An 18,151-nucleotide genomic window follows, 5' to 3' on the forward strand; every position below is an offset into this window, starting at 1 on the left:
TTTACTTTTTTCGGATAAATTTTAAATATGGTGATGATAACTCTCTTCCAACATAGGATTGTTTTTGGCGACCAATAGGTTTTTAGATAAACCCGTCAGCACCACAAAAGCAACCGCGGACGCAAATACTAAGAACATACCTATTTCCATAAATCCTATACCACCGTTTTGACCGATCGTACCAGGCTGAACCATAAGGAAGAAATCCACCCAATGACCAAATATAATAAAACTACAAACAACCTTGAGGAATATTGTATGACGCTTAGCATCACGTGTCATTAATACAAAGAACGGTAGTACAAAGTTCAACCCGATATTAAGGAACAATATGGGACTATATATATCACTTCTTAGCCTTTCAACAAAGTATATAGACTCTTCAGGAATATTAGCATAATAAATCAAAAGGAATTGAGAAAACCACAGATAAGTCCAGAAGATAGAGAACGCAAAAATAAATTTACCCATATCATGAATGTGATTTTCATTTACCATAAGTAAATATCCGCGCTCTCTCAGAAAGATGGCTACCAAAGTCATAGCTGATAATCCCGCGACAAACCATGAAGAGAAAACGTACCAGCCAAATAAAGTGGAGAACCAGTGCGTATCTATAGACATCACCCAATCCCAAGCACTTATAGAAGAGGTCACAGCAAAAACAACCAGAAAAATAGCTGCCCATTTCCTAATCGTATACCAGTATCCTACCCCACCATTGAGATCTTCCTGAAAGGAAAGATTCTTTAATTTGAAGAAAAAGAAAATCCATAAACCTAAAAAAGCAAACATCCTTACAATATAGAAAATGGGGAAACTCCCTTTTTCCATAGGCCAATAAAAATAGTTGCCTTTATTATTAATGATTCTATCGAATTCAGGACTATTTGCATCAAAGATATATGAGTGCGTCCAGTGGAAAATATCATGATTGACGATAAAAAATGATACTATCATTATAATTGCCCCTACTGGCAGCCAATACCCAAATGAAATCATTACCCTGAGCAAACCTGCTGACCAGCCTGCCTGTGCTGCATACTGAATGGCAAAGAAAAATACCCCTATGATCCCTATACCTATAAAGTATACATTATTAATCCATAGGTTAGCAAATAACCGCTGTGTCCAATGGAAGGCATCATGTGTACCTGTCTCACCATGATGAACAGCATGGTCAGCACCCACTCCTAGTACCGGTAATAAGATACCAATAAAAAGAAGTAAGGCACCTATACCGCCTACAATAAAAATTGCTTTTTTTGCGGCAGCTGTAAAATCAAATTTTTGATCTAAATTATAGTTTGTGTGATGTGCCATTTTTATTGGTTCTGAATTTCTTGTTTAACATAGTGAACAATTTTCCATCTTCTCTCAATAGATATTTGAGACCCATGTGGTAACATTCTTCCTTTACCGTGTGTGATAACATGGAATATATGGCCTTCTGGAAGGTTTATGTAAGCCCCCCCTTTAAGATTGGCCACCCCTCCTACTACCTGGCCAGCCAAGCCATCTGCTTCACCAGAATCACCATGGCAAGTAGCACAATATTGTGTATATAACTGTCGCCCTTCCGCTAACACCTGGTCGGTAAGTTCCAATGGATTTTCAAGATCAGCTGCTCTTTCCAAGTCATCTGCTCCCAATCTATAGGGAAGAAAACCGTCCTTGTTTCGCGGAACTGTATTAGGGGCAGGTGTTCTCATATTCATCCCATGAGGATTGTTAGGATTACTGTTATAAAATTCAGCTACTTCACCTTCTCCCGTGGATAACCACCCACCTATCTCAGTATCCCGGATTTGTGTCAATGGCTCATATGCTACCGAATGGTACATCTGTGGGGCATATTCTGTCCCCTGATTATCACCTGAAGCCCCACATGAAGCTACAGCAAGAGAAACTCCTAGCCCAGATAATAAATATATTGATTTCGTAAATTTCATATCTACAAGATTACCTATTCAAATGTTTTGTTATTGATCTCCGATGCCCCGGATGATTTAAGCACTTCTACTATTCTATCTCTCTCGATAGCTGAATTATATACCAGGTCAATAGCCATAACGTGCTTATCATCTGTACTCCTTAGATCAAATAGCCTAGGCTGAGCCCAAGGTTTAAGGTTACTGCTGATCAAAAACACTGCTACCATACCGAAGGCTGCCAATAAGACTGTAAGTTCAAATGTGACAGGTATAAAATTTGGAATAGGTGCATGATCTTTCCCACCAATATTTAAGGGCCAGTCATATTTCATCATATAAAACTGCATGGTAAGTGCCAGGGTAGTTCCCAATAGTCCAAACAAAAAGGCCGCTATAGGTAATCTACTTCTTCTATATCCTAAATTATGTTCAAGTCCATGGACAGGATAGGGTGAATAGACTTCATGGATTTTCACACCACTTTCCCTCACCTTGGTTACTGCACTCAATAAAACATCCTCATCATCATAAATCCCGAGGACAAAATTCTTATCTCTTTCCATTATAATTATTTACTTTAGGCTCTGAAGATGATTTTAATACTGATTTTACTTCGGCCATGTTTATCACAGGGAAAAACTTTGCGAATAATAAAAACAGCGTGGAAAACAATCCAAAGGTGAACAAGTAAATCCCAACATCTGAAAGTGTAGGATAGAACATCACCCATGAGGATGGAAGAAAATCTCTATGAAGAGAAGTCACGATGATAACAAACCGTTCAAACCACATTCCTATGTTTACTACTATAGAAAGTATGAAGGTAGCGGCTATGGATGTACGTATTTTCTTAAACCAAAACAACTGAGGAGATATAACATTACAGGTCATCATAGACCAATAGGCCCACCAGTAAGGACCAAACATCCTGTTTACGAAAGCATACTGCTCCGCCTCTACTCCTGAATACCAAGCTATAAAAAACTCAGTAATATATGCTATACCCACTATTGAACCCGTAATGATAATCACAATGTTCATCAGCTCGATGTGACCCATAGTAATGTAATCCTTCAATCCAAAAACATGTCTGGTAATAATCATCAAGGTCAATACCATTGCAAATCCAGAAAAAATAGCACCTGCCACAAAGTATGGAGGGAATATAGTAGTATGCCATCCCGGTATTACGGAAGTAGCAAAGTCAAAGGATACGATGGTGTGAACAGACAAAACAAGTGGGGTAGCTAGACCAGCCAGAATCAAAGAAACAGCCTCATATCTCATCCAGGTTTTAGCAGCTCCATCCCATCCCATGCTCAATGCACCATAAATACTTTTTCTTATACCTGTAGCTCTATCTCTTATGGTAGCGAAATCCGGAATAAGACCAATGTACCAAAACACCAATGATACAGAGAAATAAGTAGAAATGGCAAACACATCCCAAAGCAGGGGAGAATTAAAATTCACCCACAAAGATCCGAATGTATTTGGCAATGGCAAAGCCCAATAGGCTCCTAACCAAGGTCTGCCCATATGGATCACGGGGAACATGGCTGCGCAAATTACTGCGAAGATGGTCATCGCTTCAGCTGCTCTGTTTATAGAAGTTCTCCATTTTTGTCTGAACAGTAACAATACAGCGGAGATAAGTGTACCAGCGTGACCGATACCCACCCACCATACGAAGTTGGTGATGTCCCATGCCCATCCGACAGTTTTATTCAATCCCCACATCCCGATGCCTTCCCAAAGGGTGGCCACCAAGGCAATGCTTCCTAATAAAAGTACCCCAAGGGCCACGGCCATTCCAATAAGCCAGCTCACCGAAGGTTTGCCTTCTACTTGTCTTGACACATCGTGGGTAATGTCCTTGTATGTTTTACCGCCAGTAACTAACGGTTCGCGTACGGGTGAAGTAACCTGCATATCTTATAAAATTATTTTATTTACGCTTCGTTTTTGTCCTTATTTCTAATCTTTGTAAAGTACCAAATGTTTGGACTTACATTGATTTCTTCCAATACGTGATAGGCTCTTTCTTCATTTACCTCTTTGGTAGCGGAGATAGAATCCTGAATTTTAAGCATTTTAGTGATCTGGCTATTGGTATCGTTCATGTCACCAAACACTATTGCATCTGTAGGACAGGCCACAGCACAAGCCATATCGATTTCACCATCTATCACTTTTCTGTTTTCGCGCTTAGCCGCTAGCTTACCAGCCTGGATTCTCTGCACACACATGGAGCATTTTTCCATCACACCTCTTGCTCTTACTGTTACATCTGGATTTAAAACCATTTTACCCAAGTCAGAGTTTTGTGCGACGTTCACAGCTGCAAAATCCTTATTGTCATGGTATTTGAACCAATTGAATCTTCTTACTTTATATGGACAGTTGTTGGCACAGTATCTAGTACCGATACACCTGTTATAAGTCATTTGGCTAAGACCTTCTGAGTTATGACTTGTCGCAATCACCGGACATACTGACTCACAGGGAGCATTGTTACAGTGCTGACAAAGCATCGGCTGAAAAACTACTTCAGGATTATCAGAAGCTACTTCAAGTTCTTTATAGGATTCTGCAGACTGATCAGAGCTATAGTACCTGTCAATTCTTATCCAGGCCATTTCTCTACGGTTCAAAACCTCTTCTTTTCCTACTACGGCCACGTTGTTTTCTACCTGGCAAGCTACCGTACAGGCACCACAACCTATACACGAATTCATGTCTATGGCCATACCCCAGTGGTGCTGGCTATATTTATGCCCGTTCCATAAACTGATTTTAGATGGCTTAACAAATTCACCTTCAGAATATATCTCAGGGAAATACCTACCCGCGGCAGGATTTTCTCTGTATTCCCCTAGAGTAGCTTCCTGGATAACAAATTCTCTTCTCATATAAGTCTCGTGCGTTTGCGTACGAGCTACTTTATATGAATCAGAAGTCATTTCTACAGTCACCCCGGTCAATACTTCAAAATTTGTGAATCCTCGTGAATTATCTAGCAATTCATAGGCGTTGATACCTATGCCGTCTGCTACTCTACCAGCTTTGGTCCTGCCATAACCTACCGCTATACCCACTGTCCCGTTTGCCTGTCCAGGCTGAACGACTACTGGAAGTAAGAAAGATTTACCATTTACGGTAATTCGAGCCATTTTGGCATCCCCTTCAAACATTCTGTAATTATTATCTGCAGCCCATCGCTGAGATACGGTCAGATAATTATCCCATGTAGCTTTAGTAACTGGATCTGGCATTTCTTGAAGCCATGGATTGTTTGCATGGACACCAGTGCCTATACCCACTTTCTGATAAACAACCAATTCAACATTGGTGCTATCAGCTGTATAATTTCTGTTGATCTCTGCTGCAGCCTGTCCCACGTTACCCATGCCAGAAAGTTCCACAATTGAACCATTTCCAGCTACGGAATAAACGCCATTATATAATGTTCTGTCCCAGAATTCAGTGAAATCAGTAACATCAGTTTGACCACCAAAAAGAGTATTTCTCCAGGATGTCTGAAGGTATTCATAGTAATTTGTTGCACTTCCTGACCAAACTAAGAATGAATCCTGTGCCTGCCTGGTATTAAAAAGTGGCGTAATGGTAGGCTGCGCTAAGCTGTATTCTCCAGCCTTAGGGTTAAAATCATTCCATGATTCTAAATAATGGTGATCTGGAGCGACATATTGTACTAATGAAGCCGTTTCATTTAAAGTTTCGTTTGTAGCTACAGATATTCCTACATTAGGCAGTGCTTCAGCTATTTCGGCTCCACGTAGATGATCATATACCGGATTACAGTTATAAAAAATTACTCCACCTACTCTGCCTGCAGCTAAATCGGATACAAATTGATTCATTTGTACATCGTTTCCTTTGCGGAAATAAGAAGGCCTAGAAAAATCCACCGTCTCACCCGTATTGCCTAACAAATCGTTAATAGCATTAACCACCACCTGTACATTAGGATCATTAGATCCGGATACTACAAGGGATCTTCCTCTCGCTGCCCAAAGCTCATCTGCAGCTCTCTCTAAATTAGGGATCTCAACAGTTGTGGCCTGAACGGGAGTACCTCCGCCTCTTCTAGCCAGTAAATTATATAAAGCCAATATAGCCAATCCACTTTGAGAAGCTTTGATAGGCGTCCTATAGTCTGCATTGGCACCAGTTAGAGACATATTAGACTCAAACTGAAAGTGACGCGACATATTGGGGTTTTCAGTAGAGATCTTTCTTCCTTTACTATAATGTTTTGCAAATTCTATTGGAGAAATCCATGTACCTAAAAAGTCTGCCCCGAAACTTACAATTACATTAGCTCTATCAAATCTATAGGTGGGTAATCCAGAAAATCCATAAAAACTTTCTGAAGCCTGCAAAATACCAAAAGTAGACACAGGATCATAAGTGATAATATCCGCACCACCTACAGCATTGGCAAGATCCTCCAGTACACTTTCCGTGGATGGGCTGATTATGGTATTGGTTACAATTTTTATATTATTTGCCCTATTTAGTGCCGTACTTACAGCATTGTCCAAGGTGGACCAATCTGTAGCTTCACCATTGATCATAGGACCGGTGAGTCTCTGCTTATCGTATAAAGACAGTACAGAAGCTTCCACAATGGCATTAACACCTCCTTGGGTGATAGAGGATAGTTTGTTACCTTCTACCTTGATAGGTCGACCTTCTCTGGTTTTCACTACAATAGATGCATAATCACCACCCGAAGAATAGGTCGTCGCGTAGTAATTCGGAACAGATGGATTTACATCCACCGGCTTGTTGACATAAGGGATCGCTTTTCTGACAGGGGCTTCGCAGGCAGCTAAGGAAGCTGCAGCTATACTGAATCCCATCATCTTCAGGAAGTCCCTTCTTGAAGCACCACCTTCAGCACTTACTGTAGGCGCCTCAGGAAATTCTCTGTCTGCATTTTTGACAAACTCAGGATCATTGGTTAATTGCTCTAATCCTTTCCAGTATGTTTTTTTATTTTCTTTCATGAGAATATTATCAGCTTTTCATTTACCAGCCTCTTTCTATTTTTGTCCAGATGAGATACCTACATCTGATTCAAGGCTATTTTACAGAAAAGAATTCTTTCTAAAGTTAGTATTAATAGTGACACTTAGCACATTCCAATCCACCTATGTCCTTCACACGTAAAGAACTTTTGGTTTCAGAATGGAGTTGAACTAGTTTATCGTAATATTGATTCCCAGCAGTATTGATTTCAGTTTGTCTGTGACAATCAATACACCATCCCATAGTCAAAGAACTGTGCTGGCGAACGACTTCCATTTCTTCTATAGGTCCATGACAGGTCTGGCAAGCTACCCCACCGACCACCACATGCTGCGAGTGATCAAAGTATGCAAGATCGGGTAGATTGTGAACCCTTACCCATTCGATAGGCTGATCGTTTTCTATAGCAGCGTAAATCTTTGCTATCTCAGGTGACATTCCTTCTTGACCATCTACATTTTGAATATGTGTATGACAGTTCATACATATATTAGCTGATGGGATATTGGCAGATCTACCTATTTCCACACCTGTATGGCAATATTGACAAGGGATCTCATATTGCCCTGCGTGAAGCTCGTGAGAATAAGCTATGGGCTGTGTAGGGGCATATCCCTGCTGTACACCCACTGAATACAATCCGTCTATGGCTGTCTTCACTACCAATGCCAATACGATGGTAGTAACGATCAAAATAAAGGCATCACTTTTAAATACAGCTTTTATATCCGTCTTCTGGTTAATAAATTCCTTATCCTCCTGATCTAAAGGCTGCTTATTTAGGTATTTGGTAAGCACTGAAATGATAAGGCCTAAAACTATCAGAATCAGTAATAATACCAGTACTAAAACACCTAGTATAATGGTAAGATACTCACTTGGAATACCACCTGTAGCCTGCTCACCTTCCACGCCCTCTCCTACTGCGGCGGCAGAGGCGTCAGCAGTATCACCATATTCTATATAACTCAATAAATTATTAAGGTCATCATCACTTAGAAAAGTATGGGCCGGCATTACAGTATTGCCATATTCTTTAAATAAGGCCACTGCGGTAGCATCTCCCGCTTGAATCAATGCCTGGGAATTTAAGATAAACCTTTTGGCCCAGTCAATATCCCTTCTTTCGGTAACCCCCCTAAGGGCAGGGCCTACACCCCTTCTGTCTAAAGCATGACAGGCTCTACAGTTAGCATTAAACAACGAACGTCCTGCGGTGATAGCATCGTCACTGTCAGATACTGAAGGATCAGCAGCATATGCATTGATCCCCATAAAAAGGAAAAATAACAATGCTAAGTTGCTTAATCTTAACGGAACACTTAATAATGAGCGTTTGATCGACATATTTATTACTCTTTAACCAGTTTTTTTCACGATTTTCAATAATCCCCACAAATGTACTATCCAGCTTCTTATTTTCAAACTAAGCACGTATAAGCACAATATGCCATTCATTTGCCATTTAACACATACAATACATTGTATTTCAATAACTTAAATAAATTTAAGGATAACTTGAGTTTATTTAGAATTTATATAAATAACCGCTATTTGATGAAACCTTTTTCAAAAGCAATCCATTGGGACACTTAATAAATCAATACTTTTAAAAGCAAATTTTAACCGGAATATTTTTATCATTTTTATTCAATAAATATTTACCAATTTTTGGGATAACAGGAGTAAATGGCTACATTTGCAATCCATTTAGGAGAAAGATGGTCGAGTGGCCGAGTGGCTAGGCAGAGGTCTGCAAAACCTTGTACAGCGGTTCGAATCCGCTCTCGACCTCCAATATAAAAGCGCCCCAGTGGCGCTTTTATTTTTAATTTATTAGGCCATAATATTTAAGCGCGGATCTTTTTTTAAATATCATTTATCACACTTTTTTGCGACCAATTAAGCTTGGATTAATTTTTGAAGGACCGTCTTATATGAAAAAAAATTTATGGTTCGCCCTTTCCCTCTGGATATTTTCTCTATTTTCCCAACATTCTATGGCCCAAAGAACGGCAAATGAACTTGAAGACGGAGGTTTGTATTGGACACGATATTATTTAGAATGGGAGCTGTCTGATAAACTCCAACTCGATGCCGAACTAGATAACAGGAGGTTTTTTGATCCAAATAGGCAGTTTCAAACCATAGTAAGGTCCACCCTTTATTATATGAAAAATGATCATTTTAATTTTGGTGCTGGTCTGGCTTATTCACAACTTTACAGCATTTATACACCAGTAATCCAGCCTGAAATAAGACCGCATCAGGAAGTCAATTTCACCTATTCACATAACCGCTGGAACTTTAACCATAGAATTAGAACTGAACAACGATTTAGGGGAGATACCTTGAGGACATTCATTCCACCTGAAGAAGTTAATGAAATTATCGAAGACTCCTATTCATTTGACTTTAGGGTTCGATATGAATTCACTACAGACTTCACATTATTGGATAAAAACAGAAAGCAGGGCCATTGGAATATGCAGGTATCTACAGAAGTTATGGCACACCTGGATTGGGATGAATTTTTTGATACTACCAGAATTTATGCGGGGCTTCAATATTATATGACCGACCGTATAAGGCTCGAACTTGGCTATCTCAGGTCTACAGAAAAAGAATACCAGTATGATATTTTATTCAATTACGACAATCTGCGTTTCACCTTTAGGCATAAGCTATAGCCACCTTCCCATCATAAATGAACGTGAAAACAATTCTTGTGATATAAATGATAAAATATAATCATCTCAAAAATTACTTTTAAATGCATTCCAATGCAAATAGGCATTAAAAACACTTAGAATATAGCTGTATGAATGCTGTATATAGTAAATAAATAAAGGCGCCTCCAAGTTGGAAGGCGCCTTATATTATTCTAGTTTTAAAAAGAAATTACTTTTTATTCTCGTCCATTTTTTCTTTCAATGCAGTCAAAGCATCTAAGTCGCCAAGTGTAGATTTCTCTGCAGCTGGTTGGCTAGATGGCTTATCTTCACCTTTCTTCTTAGAAGAGGTAGCAGCACCGGCAGCTTTTTTGGCTCCTTTAGGGGCAGCAGCTTCTTCTTTGAACATCGCGGTGTGAGATAGCACTATTCTCTTATCATCTTTAGAAAACTCAGTAACTTTAAAGTCTAATGATTCACTTACTTCAACCTGAGAACCATCTTCTTTTTCAAGATTTTTGATAGTAGCAAAACCTTCCAAACCATATGGCAACTCAAGTACAGCGCCTTTATCGTTTTTAGAGTTTACAGTACACTTATGCACTGATCCTACCGGGAAGATGCCTTCGAAAGTATCCCACGGATTTTCTTCCAACTGCTTATGGCCTAGGGCAAGTCTTCTGTTATCAACATCAAGTTCAAGAACGATTACTTCTAACTCATCTCCTACTTTCACATATTCAGATGGATGCTTGATCTTCTTGGTCCAGGAAAGGTCAGATACGTGAACCAATCCGTCGATACCTTCTTCCAGTTCAAGGAACAGGCCGAAATTGGTCAAGTTTCTTACCACTCCTTTATGCTTGGTATTTACAGCATATTTAGAACCCATGTCCTGCTTGGTCCATGGATCTTCGGTAAGCTGCTTGATACCTAGAGACATTTTTCTATCATCTTTGTCGAGCGTCAATACTACAGCTTCGATTTCGTCACCGACTTTTACAAAGTCAGCTGGATTTCTTAAGTGCTGAGACCAGGACATTTCAGATACGTGGATCAAACCTTCTACACCCGGAGCAAGCTCCAAGAATGCACCGTAATCAGCCACATTTACTATCTTACCCTTAACTCTGGAGCCGATCTCAAGCTCAGCAGAAAGAGAATCCCAAGGGTGAGAAGTCAATTGTTTCATACCTAGCGATATACGCTTCTTATCATCATCAAAGTCAAGTACCACAATCTGAACTTTATCGTCAAGATTAAGCACTTCCTCTGGATGATTGATTCTGCCCCAAGAGATATCCGTAATATGAAGTAGACCATCTACACCACCAAGGTCGATGAATACACCGAAGTTAGTCATGTTCTTGATCACACCCTCCAGTACCTGACCTTTCTCAAGGTTATTAAGAATTTCAGCTTTTTGCTTCTCAAGATCCTTCTCAATGAGGACTTTATGAGAAACTACTACGTTATCGTTTGCGTGGTTGATCTTAACCACTTTCACTTCCATTTTCTTACCTACATAGATATCAAAATCTCTGATAGGCTTCACATCAATCTGAGAACCTGGTAGGAAAGCTTCTACACCGTAGATATCCACGATAAGGCCACCTTTAGTTCTTCTTTTGACTAGACCTTCTATGATGTTATCATGCTCAAGGGCTTCTTCGATATCAGACCATGCACGGACCATTTTGGCTTTCTTTCTAGAAAGTACCAACTGTCCTAAGCTGTTTTCCTGCTCTTCGATGAAAAGTTCTACCTCATCACCGATTTTAAGATCAGGAAGATCTCTGAACTCAGTTCTTGGCACCAATCCATCTGATTTGAAACCTATGTTGATGATCACATCCTTATCATTGATACCCACTACGGTACCTTTGATAACTTCTTTTTCCGTGATCTCATTCAGGGTGTTATCATAAAGTTTCTCCATTTCGGCTCTTTCCGCCTTAGTGTAGCCTTCTCCAAAACCCTTGGTTTCAAACTTTTCCCAGTTAAAGTCTTCTGTTTTATTTGACATATTAATCTATGACTCTGACTTTCAACAGCCCTAGAGTCTTCAGGCTGAGGTTTTTAGTTATAAATTTTCCTTTATTAAAGGACCGTTCACTTGACCGGACTGCAAAGGTACTAAAAATAATGAAACAGGGACATAGGATACTCGGAAAAAAGTATTGCTATTACTCTTTAAGTAACACTATTTTCTATAGCTTTTAATAAACTCAAATTAGAAAATTAGGCATACCCTCTTCTATAGAAAACCTTTAACCAGATTTTATATCTAACTAAGTTCTTTTTTTCACTATTCTTTCAGACTGTGACCATTTCAGCACAAAAATTGCCAAGGGAATTTATGAAAGACCGGTAAACATTGACTACTAAACTTTGATTATTCCTTTTCAACTTCTTAATTCATTTATTATCCTCTTTTTTATTACATAAACATTTAAATCTTAATGAAACAAATAATCATCGTAGCTGGAGGTACCGGTAATCTAGGGAAAAGAATAGTACGGGCACTACTGGCAAAGGACACTGAGGTCAGGGTGCTAGCCAGACTAAGTACTGACAGTGAAAAACTGCGGAAGCTAGAAAGTTCAGGAGCTAAGATTTTTAAAGTAGATATGTCCCACCCAGAGGAGATTGCCAAAGCCTGTAAAGGTGCTTCCTGTGTGGTATCTGCTTTGGCTGGATTGAGGGATGTCGTCATAGATGCACAGAAGGTCTTGTTAGAGGGAGCTGTAGCGGCAGGAGTGCCGAGATTTATTCCCTCAGACTATTCCTTGGATTTTACTCAGCTGGATCCTGGCAACAATAGGAACCTGGACCTGCGTAGAGAGTTTCATCAGATTTTGGATAAAGCCCCCATCGCGGCCACATCTATTTTTAACGGTCCCTTTACTGAACTGCTGACCAATGAAATGCCTATGATCCTTCCTAAATTCAGAAGCGTCCTATTCTGGGGAGATGCAGATCAAAAGATGGACTTCACTACTATGGATGACGTAGCTGCTTTTACTGCCAAGGTAGCCCTGGATTACTCCACACCACGCTATCTATGGATAGCCGGAGATCAGATCAGTGCCAGAGAGATCAGAGATATCCAGTCAGCACTCTCCAAAGAAAAGTTTCGCCTGATACGGGCCGGGGGAATAGGTCTTTTGAATACTTTTATCACAATAGGCCGGACACTATCACCAGCAGAAAAAGATCTATATCCTGCATGGCAGGGAATGCAATACATGCGGGACATGGCCGAAGGCAAAGCCAAGGTAAGCCTATATGACAATGACCGGTACGGTGAAAGAAAGTGGACCAAGGTCAAAAATGTCCTGGAACAAAAAAAGGCGCAAAAACATTAAAAATTAAATTCCCGATAGGTAGACACAGGTACTTTATACTTGAAAAAGGGAAATGTCAGGTATGGAATGGATAGTATTCGGCTTTTAAATTTAAGTTTCCAGCATTCAAAACAATAGCCAAAGCAGCTCCACTTCAGGCACCTAAATATCTACAAAGGCCAAAATAAAGGAATGATAATAAGAATCACTGCCATGGCTATTATATTCAGCGGAAGCCCGAACTTAATATAATCTACAGCATTGTAATTTCCTGGTATCTGTACCATAAGGGGTGCGGGATGCCCCACTGACATAAGAAAGGTACTGGAACAGGAAACCATTACAGCTATACAGAAAGCCCGTGGATTTGACCCCATCAGTTCGGCAGCATTGATGGCTATGGGAGTCATAATGATAGCCACTACAGCATTATGTATCGGCTGGGTTAGGATCATGGTCAGTAAAGAGATGCCAGCCATTACTATCAGCGCCCCATATCCACCAAGGACATTTACCAGACCATCTCCTATCATGTCAGCTGTTCCTGACTGTACCAGTGCTATGCCCAATGGATACATCCCTCCTATCAAAACAATAATCTTCCAGTCTATAGCATCATAAGCTTTAGCCGGATTGATGATCCCGGCTAGTACCATCAGCGTGGCTCCACCTATAGCAGCTACAGAAATTGGGACTAGATCAGCAACAGAGACCACCACCACGGCCAGTAGAATAGCCGTGGCCAGGGGTGCCAGTATTTCTTTTTTAGCAGACACCTCCGGAATTCCGGGTTTATAATAAATAAGGATCTCCTTAGTGGGCTCAAAATCTCTGATGGCATTCCTTGGTCCATAAAACAAAAGTCCGTCCCCTTCCTTCAGCTTTACATCCTGTGCATAGCTGGCATGCGGTTTCCCGTCCCTATAATAGCCTATAACAGTTAGACTATAGTCTTCCCTGAAATTAATTTCTTTGGGAGTCTTACCCATCACCGGAGACCGAGGCGGTACCACAGCTTCTGCCAGTTCTGCTGAACTGATAGGGTATTTCTCCTGCGCACGGGGTGGCCCCATATAAGTAATACCGGAATAATATTCGCAAAAATCTTTGGCAGCCTGTTCTGTCCCTTTTAAAAGAAGTGTATCCCCTGACTGAAGATCAAAATCATCCAGTGCCACAAATTTTGACCCTTCCCTGACTACTTCCAACAAGTCCAGCCCATATTTCCCATATAGATCCAATGCTGCTATAGATAGGTGCTTGCCTTCTAAGTCAGTGGAGACCCAGGCTTCGAAAAGCTTGTTCTTTAGATCATATTCCTGAATCAGATTGGCAGTCACTGTAGAGTTTCTTGGATTATCCAGCTTTTGTCTATGTGGGAGCAAATAACGGCCAATAAAAAAAATATAAAGAAATGAAGCCAGCAGTAAACATATACCCACTATCGAAAATTCAAAAAAACCGAATCCCGCCCCTTGTGACTCCTTCAATAAACTATGTACAACCAAATTATGGGATGCTCCTATCAGCGTAAGGTTAGATCCTATAAGGGCAATAGTAGCCATGGGCAAAAGTATCCTCGAAGGGGATACCTTCATCCTAAGACAGAGTCTGAGGATAACAGGTATCAAAAAAGAGGCGGCCGGCATCACAGTAATAAAGGCAGATAATATAGCCGGAACAGAACTATTGATCAATAGTAGTCTGTTAAAACTTTTACCTATTAGATTTTCTAATTTTCTTGCCGCTAAAAGTACTACCCCTGTTCGCTTCAGTCCTTCAGTGATGACCAACAGGCCCGCTACAGTCATCACGGCGTGGCTACTGAATCCTATAAAACTATCTTCCGGACTAATAGACTTGGTAATGACCAATGAAAGCATGACCAATATAGCAATGGCATCTGGCCGAATGACTCCGGTAAAAAATAAAACAAACGCTACACCTAAAATCGCTAATACAATGACTACCGCTATTGGCATAATGTGGATGGGAAATAAAGGTTATAGCTGCAATACCTAATAGTAATGAAACTAAAAATTACAAAAATTTAACCGTAAAATGTATAATTTATGGTATAAACTATTGCCATATATTTTAGCTTTTACATAAGTGATCATCATATTTACTCTTGCCCCATAACCATCGTCTGCTGGGACCAATAGGTCAGCACCTAAAACGTATGTCCAAATACGAAGAAAAACTGGGCATCTTCGGCAGAGCGGGCATAATCCATCCGTAATATAGTCGCCTGGTTCCAGGCCAACCTCAGCCCTATTCCCGGATTGACTTTTATATTATCTAAACTCATATCAGAAAAACTGTCATATACTCTACCAGCATCCAAAAACGGCACTGCTGAAAATGCCATATGCTGGTTTAAAACAGTAGCTTGATAAAACCGGGAGCGCAATTCAACATTGGCAAGAGCAGTAACCATTCCTGCAAATCGTCCTTCTCTATATCCCCTCAAAGCTCTGGCTCCACCCAAGACTGGAATCCCGCCACCTTCTGAAGCTCCCCATAGATCCAATACCTCTGTAAATGGAATATTGGAACCTCTTATATATCCTAATGCAAACCTGCTGGCAAAGACTGTTCTACCTAAAGTGGCTGGCAGCACCCGCTGGTAAAACATGCCCTGTATCAAATGTTTGGTAAATGTAAATTCAGACCCCGTCCAAGGGGCTGAAATTTCCTGGGCATATTCAATAAACATACCCCGAGAAGGATCAGGCTCCAAATCTCGTGTATCCCACATCAAACCCGTCTGTAGTAAACCTATACGGCCTCCCTCATATCCTCCAATGTTATATCTGCCCCATGAGGAATTGGAATCTCCCTGCTGGCCTGCTAAAAAATCCTGGGTCAATCTAGTCTGACCTTGGACTGCCCCGGTTTCTTCTCCTGTATTGATATCCAATGCTTCTACAGTGGTTTTATTATCATATTGATCTATTCCCACTACTAGAATTTCAGCTCCCAGCATCAGCCTCATTCTGCCCTCAAAAAAGGTCCTTTCCAAAGCTAAACCTACTAGAAACTGGCTATAATCAACTTCATTAAAATGAACATCTGTATAAATTTCTGTGGGGTCTTCATTGAACTCGGCACCTCTACCGGATCTGGTCAAAGCCAAGTTGTCATAATACCCGGGAAACCTTGCATTTTCTACTATATTTCCAGTTCTTTTATCTTGGTACCGTAGGTTATTGAGTGTTTGTGATCCTATCCCAAAATATTGCCAATTTGGATCATTAGCATAGATAAAATCACCTCTCAATCTCCACTTGGAATTAAATATAAAAGGTACGTCTACATTTAACTCCGCATCTACCCTCCCGTTCTGTGCCACTCTCAGTCCCACGGCATATCGAATTCTATATGGTGTAAAATAATAAAACGGGTCAGTTCTATCCATATTATTAAACAAAAAGGCATTGGCCCCTACCGTAAGACCTCGAATAGGGTCTACCGTTAACTCTGGTAGACCAGTAGCATACCAGCCCTCTCTTTTATTTAAAATATCCTCCGGGAGCAATCGCTTTTCTCTAGACATGGCAAACGGCAAATCCAATGTATCACCATTAAGTATGACTGACCTGTCCAGATTTTCAGTACCCAGAAACACAGGATTCTGTGCATTTACATTAAAAATTATGATAGTTAAAAGAAAATATATAGATAAAACTTTATTCATATCAATTAAATAGTATAAATTAATGGAAAGTATTGATGTTTAAATGGTAAAGATAATCAATCATGATACATAGGCCAAAAAAGAAAATGCAAAAACCTGGATTTTTTATATAAGCCCGTGAAAATCATTGAATTACCTACAGGCTATTTAGTGATGCTCATTTTGCTTATATATGGATAAATTAAGCACCTAAATAATAGCCAATTGAAACAATATAAATGTAACCTCAAACAATCTAAATCTAGATATAGATTGTTTGACTTATTATAAATAGGTTACTTCTATTTCTTATTAATATTTTGTACTATAAAATAATGCTGGCAGCAATACTAAAAATAATTGAGCGAGATATAGATAAGCTTTCATTTGAAATCGAGCAATTTCATAAAGAGGAAAATCTATGGGTCACCAAAGGTGGTATAACCAATTCATCCGGAAACTTATGCATGCACCTGATAGGTAATCTAAAAACCTACATAGGTAAAAACATTGGTCAGTTTCCATATCAGAGAGACCGGGAATTTGAATTCACATGCAGGAATATCCCCAAAAGCAAGTTGCTTGAGGAAATTCAAGAAACAAAACAGATCATAATCATCTCTCTTAGCAATATGGACCCTGATATTTTAGACCAGCCTTACATAGAAGATGTACTTGGTTTTGAAATGACAAATACCTATTTTCTGATACATCTAACAACCCACTTATCATATCATTTGGGACAAATCAATTACTTAAGGAGAATGTTAGAGATTAATTAAAAAAATCAGGACAGTTTCTTTAAAACCATACTGCCAGCTCATTAATAGCTGACAGTATCATTAAAGTAGTCAAAATATAAAGGTATATCTAGATAGGATCAATTCCTGTGGTTAAACAAATAGAACAAACCTAACTGAAACCCATTATTTTTATAGGTATTGTTTTCACTGATAGTGGTAAGACCGATATTATATCTTGCATCCACACCAAATCCAGATGGGGGGTGCACATAACTGCCCCCTACTGATACTCCTAAGTCAATATTTTTAAAATCTTCTTTGACATTAATTTCATTTCCTGCTATGCTGTTGTTAGCATTCAACAAAAAACCGACTTGAGGTCCCGCCTGTAATCTAAATCCATTGTCAAACATATATTGAACTAATAGAGGCACATTAAGATAATCCAGATTAAACCTATTATCTCCATCTGCATATCTGGTTCCTTGAGAAGAATACATTAACTCAGGTTGAAAAGCCCAGTGTTCTGCCATGTGTATATGGCCCAGTACTCCAATATGGACTCCTGCCTTAGAACTAAAATCATTCTGGCCGCTAAGATTATAAACATTCAATCCACCCTTTACTCCTATGTTTACACTCTGGGCATGAATTGCTCCTGAAAAGGTTACTGTCATTAAAAATACGATAAAATAATTTCTCATAATCTATAGAATTG

General features: G+C 39.7%; 13 protein-coding genes and 1 tRNA gene. 4 read left to right on the forward strand and 10 right to left on the reverse strand.

The window, feature by feature from the left end:
- Positions 1-21 precede the first annotated feature (21 nt).
- From EL17_RS05560 to EL17_RS05585, 6 genes are all read right to left on the reverse strand, one after another.
- The gene (locus tag EL17_RS05560; protein WP_035071255.1) at positions 22-1,323 is read right to left on the reverse strand and encodes a hypothetical protein; all 1,302 of its coding nucleotides are present in this window, start codon (positions 1,321-1,323) and stop codon (positions 22-24) included.
- Between the two features lie 2 nt (positions 1,324-1,325).
- Positions 1,326-1,952 (reverse strand): c-type cytochrome, encoded by a 627-nt coding sequence (locus EL17_RS05565; protein WP_035071257.1) that lies wholly within the window; start codon positions 1,950-1,952, stop codon positions 1,326-1,328.
- 14 nt (positions 1,953-1,966) lie between these two features.
- Complete coding sequence (locus tag EL17_RS05570; RefSeq protein ID WP_035071259.1) at positions 1,967-2,497, reverse strand: DUF3341 domain-containing protein; 531 nt, start codon at positions 2,495-2,497, stop codon at positions 1,967-1,969.
- On the reverse strand, positions 2,484-3,866 hold the full coding sequence (nrfD, locus tag EL17_RS05575; protein ID WP_035071261.1) for an NrfD/PsrC family molybdoenzyme membrane anchor subunit: 1,383 nt from the start codon (positions 3,864-3,866) through the stop codon (positions 2,484-2,486). Before nrfD ends, EL17_RS05570 begins: the two co-directional genes overlap by 14 nt.
- A 20-nt stretch (positions 3,867-3,886) precedes the next feature.
- A complete protein-coding gene (locus EL17_RS05580) occupies positions 3,887-6,970 on the reverse strand; it encodes a TAT-variant-translocated molybdopterin oxidoreductase (protein WP_035071263.1) in 3,084 nt (1,027 codons plus the stop codon).
- A 112-nt stretch (positions 6,971-7,082) separates the two neighbouring features.
- Positions 7,083-8,339, reverse strand: a complete 1,257-nt coding sequence (locus EL17_RS05585; RefSeq protein WP_035071265.1) for a c-type cytochrome — start codon at positions 8,337-8,339, stop codon at positions 7,083-7,085.
- Between the two features lie 376 nt (positions 8,340-8,715).
- Between EL17_RS05585 and EL17_RS05590 the strand changes: the two genes are divergently transcribed.
- Positions 8,716-8,789: transfer RNA gene (locus EL17_RS05590), tRNA-Cys, on the forward strand.
- 140 nt (positions 8,790-8,929) lie between these two features.
- Positions 8,930-9,682 carry a DUF2490 domain-containing protein gene (locus EL17_RS05595; protein WP_035071267.1) on the forward strand — a complete coding sequence of 251 codons (753 nt, stop codon included), beginning with the start codon at positions 8,930-8,932 and terminating at the stop codon, positions 9,680-9,682.
- Positions 9,683-9,893: 211 nt separating this feature from the next.
- Here EL17_RS05595 and rpsA read toward each other — a convergent pair whose 3' ends face one another.
- Positions 9,894-11,690 carry a 30S ribosomal protein S1 gene (rpsA, locus tag EL17_RS05600; RefSeq protein WP_035071269.1) on the reverse strand — a complete coding sequence of 599 codons (1,797 nt, stop codon included), beginning with the start codon at positions 11,688-11,690 and terminating at the stop codon, positions 9,894-9,896.
- Between the two features lie 436 nt (positions 11,691-12,126).
- On the opposite strand from rpsA, the gene EL17_RS05605 reads away from it, so the two are divergent.
- Positions 12,127-13,032, forward strand: a complete 906-nt coding sequence (locus EL17_RS05605; RefSeq protein WP_035071270.1) for an NmrA family NAD(P)-binding protein — start codon at positions 12,127-12,129, stop codon at positions 13,030-13,032.
- Between the two features lie 149 nt (positions 13,033-13,181).
- On the opposite strand, the gene EL17_RS05610 is transcribed toward EL17_RS05605, so the two are convergent.
- Both EL17_RS05610 and omp85 read right to left on the reverse strand, forming a co-directional pair.
- Positions 13,182-14,993 carry an SLC13 family permease gene (locus EL17_RS05610; protein ID WP_084166119.1) on the reverse strand — a complete coding sequence of 604 codons (1,812 nt, stop codon included), beginning with the start codon at positions 14,991-14,993 and terminating at the stop codon, positions 13,182-13,184.
- A gap of 191 nt (positions 14,994-15,184) precedes the next feature.
- A complete protein-coding gene (omp85, locus tag EL17_RS05620) occupies positions 15,185-16,711 on the reverse strand; it encodes an Omp85 family outer membrane protein (RefSeq protein WP_035071279.1) in 1,527 nt (508 codons plus the stop codon).
- A gap of 314 nt (positions 16,712-17,025) precedes the next feature.
- Between omp85 and EL17_RS05625 the strand changes: the two genes are divergently transcribed.
- Entirely contained in the window at positions 17,026-17,472 is a 447-nt protein-coding gene (locus EL17_RS05625) for a DinB family protein (RefSeq protein WP_035071281.1), read from the forward strand.
- Between the two features lie 98 nt (positions 17,473-17,570).
- On the opposite strand, the gene EL17_RS05630 is transcribed toward EL17_RS05625, so the two are convergent.
- Positions 17,571-18,137 carry a porin family protein gene (locus EL17_RS05630; protein WP_035071283.1) on the reverse strand — a complete coding sequence of 189 codons (567 nt, stop codon included), beginning with the start codon at positions 18,135-18,137 and terminating at the stop codon, positions 17,571-17,573.
- Positions 18,138-18,151: the final 14 nt, after the last annotated feature.

It is taken from the genome of Anditalea andensis (assembly GCF_000714815.1).
Classification (GTDB): Bacteria; Bacteroidota; Bacteroidia; order Cytophagales; family Cyclobacteriaceae; genus Anditalea; species Anditalea andensis.

Bases quoted from the DNA above. Each gene is read 5' to 3' on its own strand.
- EL17_RS05560 (WP_035071255.1), bottom strand. From the start codon at position 1,323: ATGGCACATCACACAAACTATAATTTAGATCAAAAATTTGATTTTACA.
- EL17_RS05580 (WP_035071263.1), bottom strand. From the start codon at position 6,970: ATGAAAGAAAATAAAAAAACATACTGGAAAGGATTAGAGCAATTAACC.
- EL17_RS05585 (WP_035071265.1), bottom strand. From the start codon at position 8,339: ATGTCGATCAAACGCTCATTATTAAGTGTTCCGTTAAGATTAAGCAAC.
- EL17_RS05625 (WP_035071281.1), top strand. From the start codon at position 17,026: ATGCTGGCAGCAATACTAAAAATAATTGAGCGAGATATAGATAAGCTT.
- EL17_RS05595 (WP_035071267.1), top strand. From the start codon at position 8,930: ATGAAAAAAAATTTATGGTTCGCCCTTTCCCTCTGGATATTTTCTCTA.
- EL17_RS05570 (WP_035071259.1), bottom strand. From the start codon at position 2,497: ATGGAAAGAGATAAGAATTTTGTCCTCGGGATTTATGATGATGAGGAT.
- nrfD (WP_035071261.1), bottom strand. From the start codon at position 3,866: ATGCAGGTTACTTCACCCGTACGCGAACCGTTAGTTACTGGCGGTAAA.
- EL17_RS05610 (WP_084166119.1), bottom strand. From the start codon at position 14,993: ATGCCAATAGCGGTAGTCATTGTATTAGCGATTTTAGGTGTAGCGTTT.
- EL17_RS05605 (WP_035071270.1), top strand. From the start codon at position 12,127: ATGAAACAAATAATCATCGTAGCTGGAGGTACCGGTAATCTAGGGAAA.
- rpsA (WP_035071269.1), bottom strand. From the start codon at position 11,690: ATGTCAAATAAAACAGAAGACTTTAACTGGGAAAAGTTTGAAACCAAG.
- EL17_RS05565 (WP_035071257.1), bottom strand. From the start codon at position 1,952: ATGAAATTTACGAAATCAATATATTTATTATCTGGGCTAGGAGTTTCT.
- omp85 (WP_035071279.1), bottom strand. From the start codon at position 16,711: ATGAATAAAGTTTTATCTATATATTTTCTTTTAACTATCATAATTTTT.
- EL17_RS05630 (WP_035071283.1), bottom strand. From the start codon at position 18,137: ATGAGAAATTATTTTATCGTATTTTTAATGACAGTAACCTTTTCAGGA.